Source organism: Nocardia sp. IBHARD005 (assembly GCF_052814245.1).
In genome coordinates this window covers 396,511-415,083 of record NZ_CP199935.1, presented here as the reverse complement: position 1 = coordinate 415,083, position 18,573 = coordinate 396,511, and the positions used below count along the sequence as shown (strand labels likewise).

Here is an 18,573-nt window from a genome sequence, read left to right as displayed (position 1 = left end):
CTGAGCACGATGCTCGAGCCACACACTGAGGTACCGGCGGTCCTTCGCGACCCGTTGCTGCGCGCCGATCTCGCTGCGCCGCCGCGCACCCTGGTCGACATCCTGACCAGCACCGCCCTCGCACATCCTGACGCACCGGCCATCGACGACGGCGTTGTCGTGCTCAGCTACCTGGAACTGATCGCCGCGATCGAGGCCAGGATGGCCGAGCTCACCGAGGCGGGCGTGCGACCGGGCGACCGGGTCGGCGTGCGGATGCCGTCGGGCTCGGCCGCGCTGTACGTGACGATTCTGGCCGTGCTCTACTGCGGCGCCGCCTACGTGCCCGTCGACGCCGACGACCCGCAGGAGCGAGCCAAGCTCGTCTTCGGCGAGGCCAGGGTGAGCGCGATCGCCACCGGCGACGGTATCGAGTCGGCCACCACGGCCGCGGGCGAACACGACTGGAACACCCTGCCCGCCCCCGCCGACGACGCGTGGATCATCTTCACCTCCGGCTCCACCGGCACCCCCAAAGGTGTTGCGGTAAGCCATCGCAACGCCGCCGCCTTCGTCGACGCCGAGGCCCGCCTGTTCCTGCAGCGGGCGCCGATCGGCCCCGGCGACCGCGTGCTGGCCGGGCTGTCGGTGGCCTTCGACGCCTCCTGCGAGGAGATGTGGCTGGCCTGGCGCAACGGCGCCTGCCTGGTCCCCGCCCCGCGCGACCTGGTGCGCACCGGCGCCGATCTCGGCCCGTGGCTGATGCGCCGCGAGATCAGCATCGTCTCCACGGTGCCGACACTGGCCGCGACCTGGCCCGCGCAAGCGCTGGAATCGGTGCGGCTGCTGATCTTCGGCGGCGAGGCTGTGCCCCCGGAACTGGCCGAACGGCTGGCCGGTGCCGACCGCGAAGTGTGGAACACCTACGGCCCCACCGAGGCAACTGTCGTCGCCTGCGCCGCGTTGCTCACCGGCGAGATGCCCGTGCGGATCGGCCTTCCCCTCGACGGCTGGGATCTGACCGTCGTCGACCCGCAGGGCAACCCGGTGGCCGAAGGCGAAACCGGCGAACTCGTGATCGGCGGTGTCGGCCTTGCCCGCTACCTCGATCCAGCCAAGGACGCCGAGAAGTACGCGCCGCTGCCCGCACTCGGCTGGGAACGCGCGTATCGCAGTGGCGACCTGGTGCGCAACGACTACCAGGGCCTGATCTTCCTCGGCCGCGCCGACGACCAGATCAAGATCGGCGGCCGCCGCATCGAACTCGGCGAGCTCGACAATGCGCTACAGCACCTGCCCGGTGTCAGTGGTGCGGCTGCCGCGATCCGAACCACCAAGGCGGGCAACAAGATTCTCGTCGGCTATCTCACCGGCGCCGGTCCCGACTTCGACGTGAAGAAAGCCAGAGAGATTCTGGCCGAACAACTTCCGGCGCCCCTGGTACCGCGCCTGGCCATCGTCGCCGACCTGCCGACCCGCACCTCCGGCAAGGTCGACCGCGACGCACTGCCATGGCCGCTGCCGAGCACCGACGAACCCGCCGAGACCGGCCTGTCGGGCACGGCGGCCTGGGTGGCGAGCCTGTGGGACGCGATCCTCGGCGCCGAAGCCACCGATCTCGATGCGGAGTTCTTCGATCTCGGCGGCGGTTCGCTGTCGGCGGCGCAGCTCGTCGGCGCGTTGCGTGAGCGGTACCCGCACGTCACCGTCGCCGATCTCTACGACCACCCGCGCCTCGGTTCGCTGGTCCAGCTCCTGGACGGCAGCGCACCGGTGGCGGCCGTCGACCTGCGGGTCGTGACGCCGACACCGTTGCGCGCGCAGGTCACCCAGGTGCTTGCCACGATTCCGCTGACCACCCTCACCGGATTGCAGTGGGTCACCTGGCTGACCGTCGTGTCCGGCATCGCCGCCTGGTCGGGTTCGCTGCCCTGGTTGCCGCGCCTGTCGTGGTGGTGGATTCTGCTGGCCTTCGTGCTGTTCATCTCGCCGATCGGCCGGATGACGATCTGTGTGGCCGGTGCCCGAATCCTGCTCGCCGGGTTGCGTCCCGGTTCCTACCCCCGTGGCTCGTCGGTGCACCTGAGGCTGTGGGCCGCCGTACGTCTGTCCGAAGCCAGCGGTGCCGAAAGTCTTTCCGGTGCGCCGCTGATGGTTCCGTTCGCGCGGGCACTGGGCGCCAAGATCGGCAAGGGCGTCGACCTGCACAGCCTGCCCCCGGTCACCGGCATGCTCGAACTCGGCGACGGCGCCAGCGTCGAACCCGAAGTGGACCTGTCCGGCTACTGGGTCGACGGCGACATCGTGCACATCGGCGGCATCACCATCGGTGACGGCGCGGTGATCGGCGCCCGCTCGATCCTGCTGCCCGGCACCAAGATCGGCAAGAAGGCCGAGATCGCCCCTGGTTCGGCCGTATCGGGCAAGGTCAAGGGCGAACAGGAATGGGCGGGCTCGCCTGCCACCAAGACCGGTAAGGCACCGCGCCGCTGGCCCGACCATTCCCCCGAACGCGCCAGGCACTGGCTGATCGTCTTCGGTCTGTCGTCGATGGTGCTGGCCGCGATGCCTGTTTTCGGCCTCGCCGTCGGCGGCACGTTCATCGCCTGGTGGGTCCGCGAGGAGACCACCATCGGCGCCGCCGCCCTGCGCGGTTTCGTCATCCTGCCGTTCGCCACCCTGCTCAGTCTCGGCGCGTATGCCGTGGCAACCGTGCTCGCGGTGCGCCTGCTCAGCATCGGTTTGCGCGAGGGCTATCACCCCGTGCGCAGCCGGACCGGCTGGCAGGTGTGGGCCACCGAACGCCTGCTCGACTCCGCGCGCACCTTCCTGTTCCCGCTCTACGCCAGCCTGCTCACCCCGGTCTGGCTGCGGCTGCTCGGCGCGAAGATCGGCAAGAACGTCGAGGCGTCGACCGTGCTGATGCTGCCCAAGTTCACCGTGATCTCCGACGGCGCGTTCCTGGCCGACGACACCATGATCGGCAGCTACGAACTCGGTGGCGGCTGGCTGCGCATCGGCGAATCCAAGGTCGGCAAGCGCGCCTTCCTCGGCAATTCGGGCATGACCGCGCCCGGCCGTCGCGTGCCCAAGAACGGACTGGTCGCGGTGCTCTCGGCGGCGCCGAACAAGGCCAAGGCGGGCTCGTCCTGGCTGGGTAGCCCGCCGGTGCGGCTGCGTCGCGCGACCGAATCCAGCGACACCTCACGCACGTTCCATCCACCGCTGCGGTTGAAGCTGGCCCGCGCCTTCGTGGAGACCTGCCGGTTGATTCCGGTGATGGTGACCTTCGCCATCGGCCTGAGTGTGCTGCTCGTACTCGCCTCGATCGCTCAGCACACCGATTACCTTGTCGCAGCATTTCTTTCGGGTCTGGTGCTGATGGCCGCGGGTGCGGTCGCCGGTGCCATCGCGGTGGCCGCCAAATGGTTGATCGTCGGGCGAATCCGCCCAGTGGAGTATCCGCTGTGGAGCTCGTTCGTGTGGCGCAACGAGGTCTCCGACGCCTTCGTCGAGACCGTCGCGGCGCCGTGGTTCGCGCGTGCCGCCACGGGTACTCCCGTCATGAATCTGTGGCTGCGCGGCCTCGGTGCCACGATCGGCCGCGGGGTATGGTGCGAGTCCTACTGGCTACCGGAGGCGGACCTGGTGACACTCGGTGACGGCGCGACCGTGGAGCGCGGCTGCGTGGTGCAAACGCACCTGTTCCACGACCGCATCATGTCCATGGACACAGTGACCCTCGAAGCGGGCGCCACCCTCGGCCCGCACTGCGTCGCCCTGCCCGCCGCCCACATCGGGGCGGGCGCCACGATCGGACCGGCGTCGCTCGTGATGCGCGGTGACGTGGTTCCACCGTCGACTCGCTGGTGGGGAAACCCCATCTCGCACTGGACCGATCCCGCCTCGACGCGGGAGTCGAGGCAGCGCGGAGCCGCCTGATGCGGAGCAAGTTCTACGAGGATCCCATCGATACGTACCTGCCGCAGAACGGCAATCGCGGCTACCGCGTGTCCCGCTACGAGCTGGAACTGAGCTACAAACCGGCCAGCAACCGGCTCGCCGGACGCGCGGTGGTCATCGCGGTCACCACTACGGTGCGGCCGTGGTTCACCCTCGACATGTCGCAGTCGCTGACGGTGTCGAAGGTGCTCGTCAGCGGGTTGAAGGCGGCGAAATTCGTCCATCAGCACGGCAAGCTCGCGGTCACGCCGCAGCAGAAGATCCCCGCCGGTGGCGTCCTCGAGATCACCGTCCACTACTCGGGCACCCCCAAACCGGTGCGCGGTCCGTGGGGCGAGGTCGGCTGGGAGGAGCTCACCGAGGGCGCGCTGGTCGCGAGCCAGCCCAACGGTGCCGCCTCCTGGTTCCCGTGCGACGACCACCCGAGTTCCAAAGCGACCTACCGGATTTCGATCACTACCGACAGCCCGTTCTATGCCGTGGCGAACGGCACCCTGGTCGGCAAACAAGCCAAAGCCAGCCAGACGACCTGGGTGTACGAGATGGCCGAGCCGATGGCGAGCTATCTGGCGACGATCCAGATCGGCAACTACCGCAAGTACCGGGTCGGGGCCGTCGGCGAACCGGTGCCGATGCACGCTGTCGTCCCGGCGCGGTTGCGGGTGAACTTCGACCACGATTTCGCGCGGCAGCCCGAGATGATGGCGCTGTTCACCGAGAAGTTCGGGCCGTACCCGTTCGACGATTACACCGTGGTCGTCACCGATGACGACCTCGACATCCCGATCGAGGCGCAGGGCATGTCGATCTTCGGCGCCAACCACTGCGATGGCAAGCGCGGCGCGGAACGCCTTGTCGCACACGAACTCGCACACCAGTGGTACGGCAACAGCCTCACCCTGAAGCAGTGGCGCGATATCTGGCTGCACGAAGGCTTCGCCTGTTACGCGGAGTGGATCTGGTCGGAAGCCTCCGGTGGACCGACCGCCGATCAGCTGGCTCGGGCCGCGCGCGCGAACCTGGCGCGTCAGCCGCAGGACATCGTCGTCGGCGATCCCGGACCCAAGGACATGTTCGACGACCGGGTCTACAAGCGCGGGGCGCTCACGCTGCACGCGCTGCGGCTGGAACTGCGCGATCACCTGTTCTTCGAACTGATCAGGGAGTGGACCGCGCGGTTCCGGCACTCCTCTGTTACTACCGAGGAGTTCGTCGACCTGTCCGGTCATTACAGTGTGGCGCCGTTGCGTGGGCTGTTCGCGATCTGGCTCGGGACCAAGCCGCTGCCGCAGTTGCCGCCGCTGGGCGGCCAGGCCCATCAGAACACCAGGTAGCGCTGGGCCAGTTCCTCGATCAGTGGGTCGTCGCCGGACACCATCTCCAGCGCCTCTAGGTCGGCGGCCACCAAGATCGTGCGGGCGTCGTCCTGCTCGGGATCGGGGCCGTCTTCGTTGAGCTGACGCAACAACTTCTGCCGGACTCGGTCCTTCAGTGAATCGCCCATCTGTCCAGACTGCCTGGCGATCATCGCGCGCGCCAGCATCAGACAGGGGTGAGCCAGGTGCCCCACGGTGTATTGCGCAGGACGGTATAGACAGCGAGTAGGCCGAAGAAGGACCACACGATCACCGGGCTGAGGCCGGGCAGGCGCCAACGGTGTCCGCGGCGGGCGCGCAGGATCCAGTCGGTGACGAAGACCGCGAACACGATGGTCAGCGGCACGGCGAGCAGGTTGCTGTGCAGCGAGTCGATGATGTTGCCGTCGGTGAGGTTGTGCATCGCGCGCATGCCGCCGCAGCCGGGGCAGTACACCCCGAACAGCGCGTACACCGGGCACAGGCCGTAGGAACCCTCGACGTGCGGGTCACGGAAATGCAGCAGGGCCAGCGTGCCGATGCCCAGACCTGCGGCGATCAGCGGTGGCGTCATCCGCTGCCAGGTCGAGCGCACGGCACCCTGGTTCGGATCCGCGCCGGAAAACTCGGCCGTGACGTGCGTTTTGTCCACTCCCCTACGGTAGCGGCGGCAGATCGCCGCCGCCAGCACGCGCCGCGCGCGACCGATGCCAGATCGTGCTCTTCCGGCGTAATTTTTCTTCGATTTCGGGCGATTTCACAGTGTCAGCACGGCCGGTGACCCAGTTCACAACAAGTGGGACACTGTGACCCGCTAACACTAGCTAGCACGTCTGCTTGCACTGTACGGTGGCCTACGACACAAAGGAGTGCCGACAATGCTTGCGAAGTCGAAGATGACGCTCGCGGCAGCGCGATCCATGGTCTCTCAGTTCGAGACCGGCGCACTGACCGCACAGTTCCGCACCGCGCTGCGGACCCGCAGTTTCGCGACCGCGAAACTCAACGCCCCCATAGCCGAGCACCGGGTCGTCCCGGTGACCACCGCGGACGGAGCACAGCTCCGGGTCCACGTCTACGGTCCCGATACCGCCCCCACCCTGGTCCTCATCCATGGCTGGGCGTGCAGTATCGAATACTGGAACCCGCAGATCACCGCCTTCGCCGGCGAGTACCGCGTGGTCAGCTACGACCAGCGTGGCCACGGCGAATCCACCCTCGGCACCGCCGCCCCCAGCGAACACACCCTGGCCGACGACCTGGCCGCCGTCCTCGACGCGACGCTGCGTGGGGACGAGAAGGCCGTCCTGGCCGGGCACAGCATGGGCGGGCTCACCGTCCAGGCCTGGGCCAAGCATTACCCCGAGCAGGTCTCGCGGCGCGCGTCCGCCGTGCTGCTCGCCAACACCGCCAATGCCGCGATCCGCTGGGAAACCGACATGCTGCCGCTGCTGAACAAGCAGCTCACCGTCGCGCAGTACCCGGTCACCCTGCTCGGCGCGCCGGTGCGGATGCCGCAGCCGGTCAGCGAGTCGCTGCTGTTCGCCCCGCTGCCGATTCCCGGCGGCTGGTTAACCCAGCAGGTTCTCCGCAGTCGCATTCTCACCCCCGAGGCCACCGCCGACGAGGTCGACTTCGCGATGGGCATCTTCCGCTCCTGCCGTCCGGTCGCGCGTGGCCGCCACGCCGCCGCCATGGCCGACATGGATCTGTCGGCCGGCACCGCCAACCTGAATGTGCCGACCACCGTGATCGCCAGCGCCAGGGACCGGCTGCTCCCGCAGCGCCTTTCGCGCCCGATCGTCGACACCCTGCGCCGCACCGGCTATCTAGCCGATTTCCATGTGCTGCCGCACGGCCACCTCAGCAATGTCGAGGACACCGACGCCTTCGACGCCGTGCTGCGCCAGGTCCTGCATAGCTCCATGAACTCTCGGGCCACCCGCCGCAACGTCGCCGCCCACTGACCCGAGTCAGTTCTCCTGAGACCGATCAACGGCGATCGGCTCAGGAGTAACCGCGAAGAAGGCCCTCGACCTCGGGGGCCTTTCTCGTCGGTTCAGGGGAGCAGCAAGCCCCGATACAGTGCCCAGAGCACGAAACCTGCTCCACCGCAGACCAAGAGGGCCCATCGAGCCCGCCCACCGACGCTCGTGCCGACCAGCATGTGACGGGCACGGGCGAGCACGAAACCGAGCGCCACCACGGCGCCGAGGGCGATCAGTTGCAGTGCCGTGCGGCCGAAGTAGGTTGCGCGGGTGGTGAGGATATAGCCGAGCTGGACGACCGTGCCCACGATGCCGATCACCGTCGCGCACAACAGCACTCGCGCGGGTAGCCGATCCGGCAGCCGCCAGGACTTGACCATCCCGGTGAACCCGTAGCCGCCCAGTGCCAGGATCATGCCGAACAGCAGAGTCAGCTGCACCGCGGTCGATTCCCACCAGGACGCGGGAGCCAGCGCCTGCACCGGATTCAACTGCATGACGCACGCCATACCTGCGGGACCCTGATGCACCTCGAGGGGTGCCGATCGCGGTCATCTCGGAGTGGCTGGGGCACGCTGACAGCGCGTTCACCATGCGCACCTACGTACATTCACAGAACGATGCACTGAAGTCGGCGGCGGGCAGTGGGAGGGCCTTGTGACAAAGCGTGACAAGACTGGTTCTGCCCCAACTCGGAGCAAGAGAAGGAAGGGGCGAACTCGGAGCAAGAGAAGGAAGGGGCGGAAAGCGGCCGGTTAGGACCGCTTTCCGACTGGAGCCGCCTGGGGGAATCGAACCCCCGACCTTTTCATTACGAGTGAAGCGCTCTACCGACTGAGCTAAGGCGGCGTGCCATTTCGGCGACGCGAGTCTATCGCGGGAAGGGGTAGAACGCGAAAACGGGTGGTCAGGTGGTGCGGGCGGTGATGAGGGTGGCGGTCATGGCGGCGATGGCGAAGCGGGGTTTCACGTTGAGGTCGAGGGCTTCGCGGCAGGCCAGGACGGCGTCGATGCTGCGGAGCAGGCCTTCGGGGCGGACGTTGGTGGCGAGGGCGGTGATCTCGTCGGCCATGTCGGGGTGGGTGAGGGTGATGGGGGTGCCGCGGCCCGCGAAGCGCATGGCGAGGGCGTCGCGGTACATGCCCGCGATGTCGATGAGGGCGCGGTCGAGTGCGTCGCGGCCGGTGCGGGTGGCGCGGGATTTCTGGCGGCGCTCGAGGTCTTTGAGAACACCGGCCGAACCGCGGGTGGCCGAGGCGGAGCCCTTGCCGGTGCCGCCGGCACCGAGGGCGGTGGCTAGTTCGTCGCGTTCGCGGTCGTCGCGGTCGGCGCTCATCAGCTTGGCTTCGTCGTCGGCGGATTTCACCAGCTCGTCGGCGGCGGCGTAGGCGGCGCCGGGGCGCTCGGTCGCGATGACCAGGGCGAGGGCGCGCTTGCGTCGTTGGCGGGCGTCTTCGTCGGTGGCGAGGCGGCGGGCGCGGCCGACGTGACCGCCGCTCACCGAGGCGGCCCAGTCCGCGGTTTTCGGATCGAGTTGGTCGCGCTCGCGCAGGACCTGTGCGATAGCGGGAACGGTCGGGGTCACGAGGTGTACGTGCCTGCAGCGCGAGCGCAGGGTGACGGAGATGTCCTCGGGGTCGACGGTGGGGGCGCACAGCAGGAAGACGGTGCGGTCCGGTGGTTCTTCGACCACTTTGAGCAGGGCATTGGCGGCGCCCTCGGTGAGGCGGTCGGTGTCTTCGACGACCACGACCTGCCAGCGACCGGTACTCGGGCGGCGGGCCGCGATCTGCACGATCGCCCGCATTTCCTTGGTGCTGATGCTCAGACCCTCGGGGATGATGCGCCGCACGTCGCCGTGGGTACCGGCCATCGTCGTGGTGCACGCGTGACACTTCCCGCAGCCGACGATATCGGGATCGGTGCACTGCAGCGCCGCCGCGAAACACAGCGCCGCGACGGACCTCCCCGAACCGGGCGGCCCGGTGAACAGCCACGAATGCGTCATCGCCCCGGTGACCACACCGGCCCGCGCCGCCTTCGCGGCAGCGGCCAGCCCGGTCTCGACCACGTCCTGGCCGACCAGTCGATCGAAGACACCTGCCACGCGCTACACCCTAGCCGCGAGGTCCGACAGGGTTTCCGTACGGCCGGGCCGCCTCACAGCTGACCGCTCAATCCTCTTCTGTCCCAGCGGATTTCTTCGCCGGAGCCTTCTTGGCGGCCGTCTTCTTCGCGGCCGTCTTCTTGGCCGCGGTCTTGGTGGCCGTCTTGGTGGCCGTCTTGGTCGCGGTCGACTTCGCCGCCGCCTTCTTCGCGGGCGCCTTCTTGGCCGCCTTCTTCGCGGTCGTCTTCTTCGCCGCCTTCTTCACCGGACCACGCGCCCGGCGATCGGCCAGCAACTCGGAGGCGCGCTCGTCGGTGATCGACTCGACCTCGTCGCCCTTGCGCAGGCTGGCATTGGTCTCGCCGTCGGTGACGTACGGACCGAAGCGGCCGTCCTTGATCACCATCGGCTTGTCCGTGGCGGAGTCGTTGCCCAGCTCACGCAGCGGTGCCGCGGCCGAGGCCTGACGTCCGCGACGCTTGGGCTCGGCGTAGAGCTTGAGCGCCTCTTCGAGAGTGACGGAGAACAGCTGATCCTCGGTCGCCAGCGAGCGAGAGTCGGTGCCCTTCTTCAGATACGGGCCGTAGCGGCCGTTCTGCGCGGTGATCTCCTCGCCCGAGGTGGGATCGTTGCCGACCACCCGGGGCAGCGAGAGCAGCATCAGCGCGTCGTCGATGGTGATCTCGGCCAGATCCATCGACTTGAACAGCGAACCGGTGCGCGGCTTGACCTCCGCGGCCTTCTTGGTCTTCTTCGCCGGGGCCGCGTCCGGGTCGGGCGCGGGCGGCTCGGGCAGCACCTCGGTGACGTACGGGCCGAAACGTCCTTCCTTGGCGACGATTTCGTTCCCCGACACCGGATCGACGCCGAGCGAGCGGCCCTCCTGCGGCGTCGAGAACAACTTCTCGGCAACCTCGGGCGTCAGCTCGTCCGGCGGCAGATCGTCGGGCAGGTTCGCCCGCTGCGAGATCCGATCACCTTCGGGGTCATCGGGATTGATGACCATCCGCTCGAGATACGGACCGAAACGTCCGACACGGACCACGACATCGCGGCCCTGCTCGTCGACGAACATCTTGATCGAGTTCACTTCGCGCGCATCGATATCGTCGAGCTGCACGGAGACCATCTTCTTGAGGCCACCCGAACGCGCGACCGAGCCCTCGGCACCGTGATCGCCACCGAAGTAGAAGCTGGACAACCAGTTTCCGCGCTGCTCGCGTCCACCGGCGATCGCGTCGAGATCGTCTTCCATCGCGGCGGTGAAGTCGAAGTCGACAAGCCGACCGAAGTAGGCCTCGAGCAGACCGATCACGGCGAACGCCACCCAGGCCGGGGCGAGCGCACTGCCGCGCTTGTAGACATACCCGCGATCGAGGATTGTCTTGATGATCGAGGAGTAGGTCGACGGACGGCCGATGCCGAGGTCTTCCAGCGTCTTGATCAGCGAGGCTTCGGTGTAGCGGGCGGGCGGGTTGGTGCTGTGGCCGTCGGGGTTGAGCTCGACGGCGGTGACGCTCTGGCCCTCTTCCAGTGCGGGCAAACGAGATTCGGCGTCGTCGGACTGGCCGCCCGCCTCCTCGTCCACACTCTCGACGTAGGCCTTGAGGAATCCGGCGAAGGTGATGGTGCGGCCCGAGGACGAGAACACGCACTCCTCGCCGGTCCGCGCGGTGCCGGTGATGCGCAGGGTCAGCGTGGTGCCGCGCGCGTCGACCATCTGCGAGGCGACCGTGCGCTGCCAGATCATCTCGTAGAGCTTGAACTCGTCGTTGTCGACCTTCGAGGCCAGCTGGCCGGGCGTCATGAACGTGTCACCCGAGGGACGGATCGCCTCGTGCGCCTCCTGCGCGTTCTTGACCTTGCGGGTGTACTGGCGCGGCGTCGGCGAGACGTACTCCGCGCCGTAGAGCTGGGTCGCCTGCGAGCGTGCCGCCGCGATGGCCGACTCCGACAGTGTCGTGGAGTCGGTACGCATGTAGGTGATGTAGCCGTTTTCGTACAGCCGCTGCGCGACCCGCATCGTGCGCTCGGAGGTGAACCGCAGCTTGCGGCCCGCTTCCTGCTGCAACGTGGAGGTCATGAACGGCGGATACGGCTTACGCGTGTACGGCTTGGCCTCGGCCGAGCTGACCTCGAGCGCGGCACCGTCGAGCGCCTCGGCCAGCCTGCGGGCATAGGCCTCGTCGAGAACGACCACACCGGTGGCCGACTTGAGCCGGCCGTCGGAACCGAAGTCACGACCGGAGGCGACACGGTCGCCCTGCACCTGCACGAGGCGCGCGCCGAACGTGCGCGGATTGGCCGAATCGGACTTCTCATCGGGACCGGCGTCGAGCTTGGCGGCGATATCCCAGTACCCGGCGGAGCGGAACGCGATGCGCTCGCGCTCCCGCTGCACGATCACCCGGGTGGCGACGGACTGCACGCGACCGGCGGACAGCCGCGGCATCACCTTCTTCCACAGCACCGGGGAGACTTCGTAGCCGTAGAGGCGGTCGAGGATGCGGCGGGTTTCCTGGGCGTCGACCAGGTCGTTATCGAGCTCGCGCGTGTCGGCGGCGGCGGCGAGGATGGCAGGCTCGGTGATCTCGTGGAAGACCATCCGGCGAACCGGGACCTTCGGCTTGAGCGTTTCGAGCAGGTGCCACGCGATCGCCTCGCCTTCGCGGTCGGGGTCGGTGGCGAGGTAGAGCTCGTCGGCGTCGGCCAGCAAGCTCTTGAGCTCGGCGACCTTGGCCTTCTTATCCGGGTTCACCACATAGATCGGCTCGAAGTCGTGATCGACGTCGACACCGAGGCGCGCCCACGACTGCCCCTTGTATTTGGCAGGCACGTCGGCGGCACCGCGCGGCAAGTCACGGATGTGGCCCACCGAGGCCTCGACGGTGTAGTTACGACCCAGATACGGCGCGATCTTGCGGGCCTTCGTCGGCGACTCGACGATCACGAGACGACGCAGGGGTCGGCCCTGTTCGGCTGAACTGCGGTCTCGTGTTGCCACCGGCGAACACCTTCCTTCTTGATCCGCGCGTCGGGAGGTCCGCTCGGTGCGCGGCTGGGGCTGACAGTGATGTTCGGACATCACCATCAGTGACGTTTATACCCTGCGCACTGGGGGTAGAGGCATTTGCGGCGCTTGCCGTCGCGGGCGCTGTCCTGGGCGATGCTACCCGGAAATGACTCATCCCCCACCTCCGCATGCGGAGGTGGGGGATGAGGCGTTGTTGTGTTTCGCAGCTCAGGAGAGCGCGCGAACGCCGGTAGCCTGGGGGCCCTTGGTGCCCTGGCCGACCTCGAATTCGACCTTCTGGTTTTCCTCGAGGGTACGGAAGCCCGTGCCCTGGATCTCCGAGTAGTGGACGAAGACGTCAGCTGAGCCGTCCTCGGGCGCGATGAAGCCGAACCCCTTCTCCGCGTTGAACCACTTCACAGTTCCCTGTGCCATTCTGTTTCCTTCTCTTTCTACCGGAAACGGCGGACAACTGGGTTCGTCCACCGGGCCCGTTCCGACCGCTGTACCGTTGGTCCCCCTGCAAGGAAATCCTGAGCACGGCGTTCGCAACAACGATCCTGCTGATGGTTTGGACCTTGGATCCGTCCCTCGAACACAGAAGCTTGCGACCGAGACCCAGTGAACCATGTCTCTGAGCAATTCGACAGTCGAGTTACCGACTATTTGCAAAATTCCTGATCTTGCGAATGTGCAGGTAAGGGACAGATTGGGTGTATCCGTACTTTTGGTCTGTTTGCTTCTTGATAACCGAGTGAGCTTCTAGCAAACATGCTGTGACCCAGATCGCTACTGGGTTACGAAATCCCAGGTAGTGGTTGTCGCACACACACGTTTCACACTTCTCGTGTCGCGTGAGAGGAGGACTGGATGAATCCGACAGACCGGACCGAGGTCCGAGCGCGCGATACGAGCGAGAGCTACGGTCGATCGTTGCTGAATCGTGTCCTGACCGAAGCGGCTGCAGGCGCCAACCCGCTGACCCACGTTGCGGAGCTGCCCGCGCAGCGTGCCAGCACCACGGCGTGGCCGGAATGGGTGCCATCGGCGCTGGTCACAGCACTGGACGCGCAAGGCATCGAACTACCGTGGGAACACCAGACCCGCACGGCCGATCTCGCGGCGACCGGAAACCACGTTGTGGTGAGCACGGGAACCGCATCAGGGAAATCGCTCGGATACCAGTTGCCGGTGCTCACCGCGCTGCACGACAACCCGCGCGCCACCGCGCTGTACCTCTCCCCCACCAAGGCGCTCGGCGCCGATCAACTCCGCGCCGTCGGCAGCCTGATCCATGACAATCCGCTGCGGGAGGCGCATCCGGCGAGCTATGACGGCGACACTCCCGCCGAGGTCAGGCAGTGGGTGCGGGCCAACGCGCGCTGGATTTTCACCAATCCCGACATGCTGCACGTCGGGATTCTCCGCTCGCATCAGCGCTGGGCGCGGGTGCTGCGCAACCTGCGGTATGTGGTCGTCGACGAATGCCATGCATATAGAGGAGTGTTCGGTTCGCATGTCGCGCTGGTGCTGCGCAGGCTGCGCAGGCTCGCGCGGTTCTACGGCGCCGATCCGGTGTTTGTCCTGTGCTCGGCCACCAGCGCCGACCCGGCAGCGTCGGCGAGCAGGCTGATCGGGGCGCCGGTCGTCGCGGTCACCGAGGACGGCTCGCCACGCGGTGCCCGCACTGTCGCGCTGTGGGAACCGCCGCTGAGTGCGACGCAGGCCGGGGAGAACGGGGCGCCGGTGCGACGCACCGCTACCAGCGAGGCGGCCAAGATCATGGCGGCACTGGTCACCGAGGGAGCCCGGACGCTCACCTTCGTTCGCTCACGGCGCGGTGCGGAGCTGATCGCGCTGGATGCCCGTCGTGTGCTTGCTGAAACTGCCCCTGAACTGCAGGAACGGGTTGCCGCTTACCGGGCTGGATATCTGGCCCAGGACCGGCGCGAGCTGGAGCAGTCGCTGTCGCGGGGGACATTGCTCGGCGCGGCCAGTACCAACGCCCTCGAACTCGGCGTCGACATCGCGGGCCTCGATGCCGTGGTCATCGCCGGTTTTCCCGGGACGGTCGCCTCGTTCTGGCAGCAGGCAGGGCGAGCGGGCAGGCGGTTGCAGGGTTCGCTGGTGGTACTCGTGGCTACCGACGACCCGCTCGACACCTACCTGGTGCATCACCCGGATGCACTGCTCGACCGGCCGATCGAGGCCACCATCACCGACCCGTACAACCCCTATATTCTCGGCCCCCAGCTTCTCTGCGCCGCGATGGAACTGCCGCTCACCGACGAAGAGGTGAGCGAGTTCAGAGCTGACGAAGTACTCGCGGACCTGGCCGAACAAGGCTTGATCCGGCGCAGGCCGAGCACCCGTGGCGCGGGTGCTCGCTGGCACGTCACCGCGCATACCCACCCGCACGACGACGTGGATGTGCGCGGTGGGCTCGGGTCGCCGGTCGCGATCGTCGACGCCGAAACCGGGCGCCTACTCGGCACCGCCGACGCGGGCCGGGCCCCGGCCACCCTGCATACCGGGGCTGTCCACCTGCACCAGGGCGAGACCTATCTCGTCGACGAACTCGACCTCGAGGGTGGCGTCGCGTTCGTCAACGAGGTGGATCCCGGCTTCACCACCAGCTCCCGGCAGATCACCTCGATCACCGTCGAAGGGGTAATCGAGGAGCGGGTGCTCGGCGCGGTCACCGCGGCATCCGCGCAGGTCGCGGTCACCAACCAGGTTGTCGGCTACCTGCGGACCCTGGTGACCGGTGAGGTGCTCGACCAGGTGGAGCTCGATCTGCCCGCGCACACCCTCCACACCAAGGCTGTTCTCTATACCGTCACACCCCGCCTGCTCGCCGCCGCCGACATCTCCGACAAACAGCTGCCCGGCGCTTTGCACGCGGCCGAGCACGCGGCCATCGGCATGTTGCCCCTGGTCGCGGGCTGCGACCGGTGGGACATCGGCGGTGTCTCGATCGCCGAACATCCCGATACGGGTGCGCCGACGGTGTTCGTCTACGACGGGCAGCCCGGCGGTGCCGGCTTCGCCGAGCGCGGATTCGCCCAGCTCACAGCCTGGCTGGCCGCCACATTGAGCGTGATCCGCAGCTGCGCGTGCCAGGAGGGGTGTCCCTCGTGTGTGCAGTCGCCCAAGTGTGGCAACGGCAACAACCCCCTGGACAAGGATGCCGCCGGACGCTTGCTGGCCGCCGTTCTCGGCGAGCTTCGGGCCCATGGTGACCAGCCCGCGGACTCGTGATGTCCTGACGCATGACACGTGACCGCCGATACACCTCACTCAAAGAATGCTGGTCACTCGTCCGAATTAGCGTTGACCAGCGATGATATGTTCGCAGGCACTCAGTGTCCGATTAAAAAGGACCACGTTTCTATTAACTGGCCCATAGCCAACCGGAACCGCCGGTACCACCGCACCAATACTTTTCATTTTTTTCTGGGCGGGATCAAAGAATGCGCAAACACGCTCGGCGCTGAATTCCGAATTGGTTCGGGCGGAACATCCACCGACCAGTGATAACACTTCCTGGTCACTCATTCTCTTCTACCGGACCAGCCCGTGCCGAAGCCCGCACAGTGCGCACGCCGAACACTCCGGCCGACACATTCGCCTCGACATCGACAACAACATCCCACTGCGCGACCGCGCACCGCCGCACCCGAACCCCCATCCGCCGAGCAATCTCCCCGGCCTCCCCACATCCCGACTCCGCACCCTCCGCCAACACCCCCGCCGCGGCCAACGCCCCCAGATCAGCGGCCCCCTGCGCCCGATGCCGAGCCACCACCACCCCACCCACTTGCCCCACCAACAACGTCAGGCAGATCAACCCGGCCAACGCCACACACACGAACACCGTCGCCCCACCACGGTCCCCAGCCAGACCGCGCCACACTGCCCTGTCGCGCCTGGCCGTCACGGTTGCACTCCCGGCTCGGTGACGGCCACGGCTTCGGCGCGAAGGCGCAGGCCGGGGAGCAGTGGGGTGTTCGCGGAGACGGTGGCCACGACTCGATCGCCTTCGGCACGAAGTTCGACGGTCGCGCCAGGAGGGGCAACGGCCTTGCCCGCGGTGATCGCCCGCGAAGCGTCACCGCGAGCGGCCAACCGGGCGGCCTCGCGGGCCGCGTCGGTGCAGCGGACCTGGGTGGATCCGGCGAAGAGGGCGCCGATGCACAGGGCAACAGCGCACACCAAGGCCGCGAGGGCGATGGCGGCCTCGACCGTCACCGCGCCCGTGTCGGACCCGAAAGTGCTTGTCTCGCAGTTGTTTACACGCTCGTGTTGAGCGCCTTGTCGATGATGCCGGTCAGCGCGTTGACGATGCTGTCCCCCGTGACCACCCCATAGAGCACTGCCCCGAAGGCCGCCGCGGCGATAGTGCCGATTGCGTATTCTGCCGTGGACATGCCGTCGTCGTCGATCAGCAGACGCGTGAATCGGGTGCGGGCCTCCGTGTATACCGTGTGGACGAACGTCATCGTGATCCCCTCTCTGGTTGCACCGCGCGGCTGCTCCGCTCGGTGAAGATTCGGTGGCCTCGTCGAGGCCGGTCACAGCAGGCCTCCGTCGCCGAGCACTCGGTCGGCCAGGCCGATGACGACCGGGACGATGCCGAGACAGACGAAAGCGGGCAGGAAGCACAGGCCGAGCGGTCCGCCGATCAGCACGCCCGCGCGTTCGGCGCGCGCGACGGCGGCGTCTTCCACGGCTTCGCGGCGCTGCGTGGCCAGTTCGCCGACCGCCGCGGCCAGCGAGGCACCGGAGCGGGCCGAACGGCGTGCCATCCTGGCCAGCGACTCCACCTCGTCGGCGCCGACCGACCCGACGGCATCCGCGGCTGCCCGCTCCCATGCCGTCGCTGGGTCGGCGCCCAGCACGAGAAGGTCTGCGGCCCTGAGCAATGCGGCCTGAAGGACCGGCGGCGCTGTCGGCGCACTCGCACGCGCGGCCGCGGCCATCGGCAGTCCCGCCCGGAGACAAGCGGCCAGCAGATCGAATGCGGACGCGGACCCGAGCGGATCGACCTTCGCGGCGCCGCCGGTCGCTCCGGAGACACCGACTGGTGGCGGGCCGAGCGCACGCACCCGTCGGCTGACGGCAACCCGCCCAGGCAACAACACGATCGCCACCGCCGCCACCAACAACGCCGCCGGCGAAGCAGCACCAACCATCCCCTGCACAGCCAATCCCCTCCTCGAAGTTTGATCCACACCTGTCCACACCCGATCCGGGCCGACCCGCCGGGCACCTCGCGGTCACCCTGTGGTCTTGTCGGGCGTTCACATCTGTCCGCAGACATTCGGATCGACGGCCACTTCTGCCAACCGCTGCGAGGTGCGGTCAAGCCGTGCTCTTGCGGGTGATGACATCTGTCCACAGCAGTCCACAGCAGGCGAGGGCCGCGCCCAGCGGGAGCAATAGCTCGCCCGCCGCAGTGGTGAACAGGATGGTGAGCGGGGCCGCGCCCATCAGTTGACCCAGGCCGATCCCTACCAAGGGGAGGCCGGCCAGGACGGTGGCCGATGCTCGGGCGCCGGCGAGGGCAGCCTCGGTACGGTCTCGGAAGCGGATCCGGCCCAGTAGGTCCGATCTGGTGGCCGAGAGCAGTTCCGCCAGCGCAAGGCCGTGTTCCTCGGCTACTCGCCAAGCGGCGGCGACCCTCGACAGTTCTTCGGCGACAATCGAATCCGGCTGTACCAAGGCATCGGCGCCGGAGCCGCCGAGGCGGCTGCGGCCCGCGCTGATCGCCAATACGCGTGCGGCTTCGCCGCGCGACTCGCCTGCGGCGGATTCGGCCGCCGCGCTCGGGTGGGCGCCGACGCGGAGCTCGCCGACCACGGCTTCGAGACCGGCCAGCAAGTGTCCACATTCCCGGCGTCGTTCGCGGTCACCTCGACCGCGACGCTTCCGCGCTGCCACCGTGGCTCCGAGCATGAGAGCTGCCAGGCCGGCGCCAGGGCCGAACGCGAATGCCGTGCACCCCAATGCGATTCCTGCACACCACTCCACAGGCACCCGCCCCGCCGCACTACGCCCGCCCGCGCCGAACAGGCCCGCGAACCGCCGCTGCCCGCCCGCCACTGGAAGCACCAGCACCGCGACCGCACAACAGAGCAAAGCACTACCCACGAGCTCACCATCCTC

15 protein-coding genes, 1 tRNA gene and 1 pseudogene are annotated in these 18,573 nt (G+C 67.8%); 5 read left to right on the top strand and 12 right to left on the bottom strand.

The annotated features are described in order from the left end of the window. Positions 1–9 precede the first annotated feature (9 nt). Together ACTWPB_RS01875 and ACTWPB_RS01870 are read left to right on the top strand one after the other, a co-directional pair. Positions 10–3,921, top strand: a complete 3,912-nt coding sequence (locus tag ACTWPB_RS01875; protein WP_446224018.1) for a Pls/PosA family non-ribosomal peptide synthetase — start codon at positions 10–12, stop codon at positions 3,919–3,921. Further along, positions 3,921–5,276, top strand: coding sequence for a M1 family metallopeptidase (locus tag ACTWPB_RS01870; RefSeq protein ID WP_446224017.1), 1,356 nt, complete (start codon positions 3,921–3,923; stop codon positions 5,274–5,276). Before ACTWPB_RS01875 ends, ACTWPB_RS01870 begins: the two co-directional genes overlap by 1 nt. Here ACTWPB_RS01870 and ACTWPB_RS01865 read toward each other — a convergent pair. Both ACTWPB_RS01865 and ACTWPB_RS01860 read right to left on the bottom strand, forming a co-directional pair. After that, positions 5,261–5,446, bottom strand: coding sequence for a hypothetical protein (locus tag ACTWPB_RS01865; RefSeq protein WP_446224016.1), 186 nt, complete (start codon positions 5,444–5,446; stop codon positions 5,261–5,263). The two genes, ACTWPB_RS01870 and ACTWPB_RS01865, sit on opposite strands and share 16 nt — an antisense overlap. Positions 5,447–5,484: 38 nt before the next feature. Further along, positions 5,485–5,949 carry a DUF2752 domain-containing protein gene (locus ACTWPB_RS01860; protein ID WP_446224015.1) on the bottom strand — a complete coding sequence of 155 codons (465 nt, stop codon included), beginning with the start codon at positions 5,947–5,949 and terminating at the stop codon, positions 5,485–5,487. A gap of 226 nt (positions 5,950–6,175) precedes the next feature. Between ACTWPB_RS01860 and ACTWPB_RS01855 the strand changes: the two genes are divergently transcribed. Continuing rightward, complete coding sequence (locus tag ACTWPB_RS01855) at positions 6,176–7,264, top strand: alpha/beta fold hydrolase (protein ID WP_446224014.1); 1,089 nt, start codon at positions 6,176–6,178, stop codon at positions 7,262–7,264. A gap of 92 nt (positions 7,265–7,356) precedes the next feature. Here ACTWPB_RS01855 and ACTWPB_RS01850 read toward each other — a convergent pair whose 3' ends face one another. Then, positions 7,357–7,782, bottom strand: a complete 426-nt coding sequence (locus ACTWPB_RS01850; RefSeq protein ID WP_446224013.1) for a hypothetical protein — start codon at positions 7,780–7,782, stop codon at positions 7,357–7,359. Between ACTWPB_RS01850 and ACTWPB_RS01845 the strand changes: the two are divergent. Next, positions 7,762–8,044 (top strand): annotated as a pseudogene (locus ACTWPB_RS01845) (tyrosine-type recombinase/integrase); the annotation flags it as partial. The gene ACTWPB_RS01850 and the pseudogene ACTWPB_RS01845 sit on opposite strands and share 21 nt — an antisense overlap. Before the next feature lie 14 nt (positions 8,045–8,058). Here the strand turns inward: ACTWPB_RS01845 and ACTWPB_RS01840 are convergent. From ACTWPB_RS01840 to ACTWPB_RS01825, 4 genes are all read right to left on the bottom strand, one after another. Continuing rightward, positions 8,059–8,134: transfer RNA gene (locus ACTWPB_RS01840), tRNA-Thr, on the bottom strand. Between the two features lie 58 nt (positions 8,135–8,192). After that, a complete protein-coding gene (locus ACTWPB_RS01835) occupies positions 8,193–9,392 on the bottom strand; it encodes a DNA polymerase III subunit delta' (protein WP_446224012.1) in 1,200 nt (399 codons plus the stop codon). A 67-nt stretch (positions 9,393–9,459) separates the two neighbouring features. Further along, positions 9,460–12,396: a type I DNA topoisomerase gene (gene topA, locus ACTWPB_RS01830; RefSeq protein ID WP_446224011.1), complete on the bottom strand. Its 2,937-nt coding sequence runs from the start codon at positions 12,394–12,396 to the stop codon at positions 9,460–9,462. Between the two features lie 237 nt (positions 12,397–12,633). Further along, entirely contained in the window at positions 12,634–12,840 is a 207-nt protein-coding gene (locus tag ACTWPB_RS01825; protein ID WP_019044597.1) for a cold-shock protein, read from the bottom strand. Between the two features lie 435 nt (positions 12,841–13,275). Here ACTWPB_RS01825 and ACTWPB_RS01820 point away from each other — a divergent pair, with 435 nt between their 5' ends. Then, positions 13,276–15,666 (top strand): DEAD/DEAH box helicase, encoded by a 2,391-nt coding sequence (locus tag ACTWPB_RS01820; RefSeq protein ID WP_446224010.1) that lies wholly within the window; start codon positions 13,276–13,278, stop codon positions 15,664–15,666. A 289-nt stretch (positions 15,667–15,955) separates the two neighbouring features. On the opposite strand, the gene ACTWPB_RS01815 is transcribed toward ACTWPB_RS01820, so the two are convergent. From ACTWPB_RS01815 to ACTWPB_RS01795, 5 genes are all read right to left on the bottom strand, one after another. Further along, complete coding sequence (locus ACTWPB_RS01815) at positions 15,956–16,345, bottom strand: Rv3654c family TadE-like protein (RefSeq protein WP_446224009.1); 390 nt, start codon at positions 16,343–16,345, stop codon at positions 15,956–15,958. Continuing rightward, a complete protein-coding gene (locus ACTWPB_RS01810) occupies positions 16,342–16,656 on the bottom strand; it encodes a TadE family type IV pilus minor pilin (protein WP_446224008.1) in 315 nt (104 codons plus the stop codon). Before ACTWPB_RS01810 ends, ACTWPB_RS01815 begins: the two co-directional genes overlap by 4 nt. Before the next feature lie 41 nt (positions 16,657–16,697). Then, positions 16,698–16,907 (bottom strand): DUF4244 domain-containing protein, encoded by a 210-nt coding sequence (locus ACTWPB_RS01805; RefSeq protein WP_446224007.1) that lies wholly within the window; start codon positions 16,905–16,907, stop codon positions 16,698–16,700. 72 nt (positions 16,908–16,979) lie between these two features. Continuing rightward, positions 16,980–17,600 (bottom strand): type II secretion system F family protein, encoded by a 621-nt coding sequence (locus tag ACTWPB_RS01800; RefSeq protein WP_446226205.1) that lies wholly within the window; start codon positions 17,598–17,600, stop codon positions 16,980–16,982. Positions 17,601–17,769: 169 nt separating this feature from the next. Next, complete coding sequence (locus tag ACTWPB_RS01795; protein ID WP_446224006.1) at positions 17,770–18,558, bottom strand: type II secretion system F family protein; 789 nt, start codon at positions 18,556–18,558, stop codon at positions 17,770–17,772. Positions 18,559–18,573: the final 15 nt, after the last annotated feature.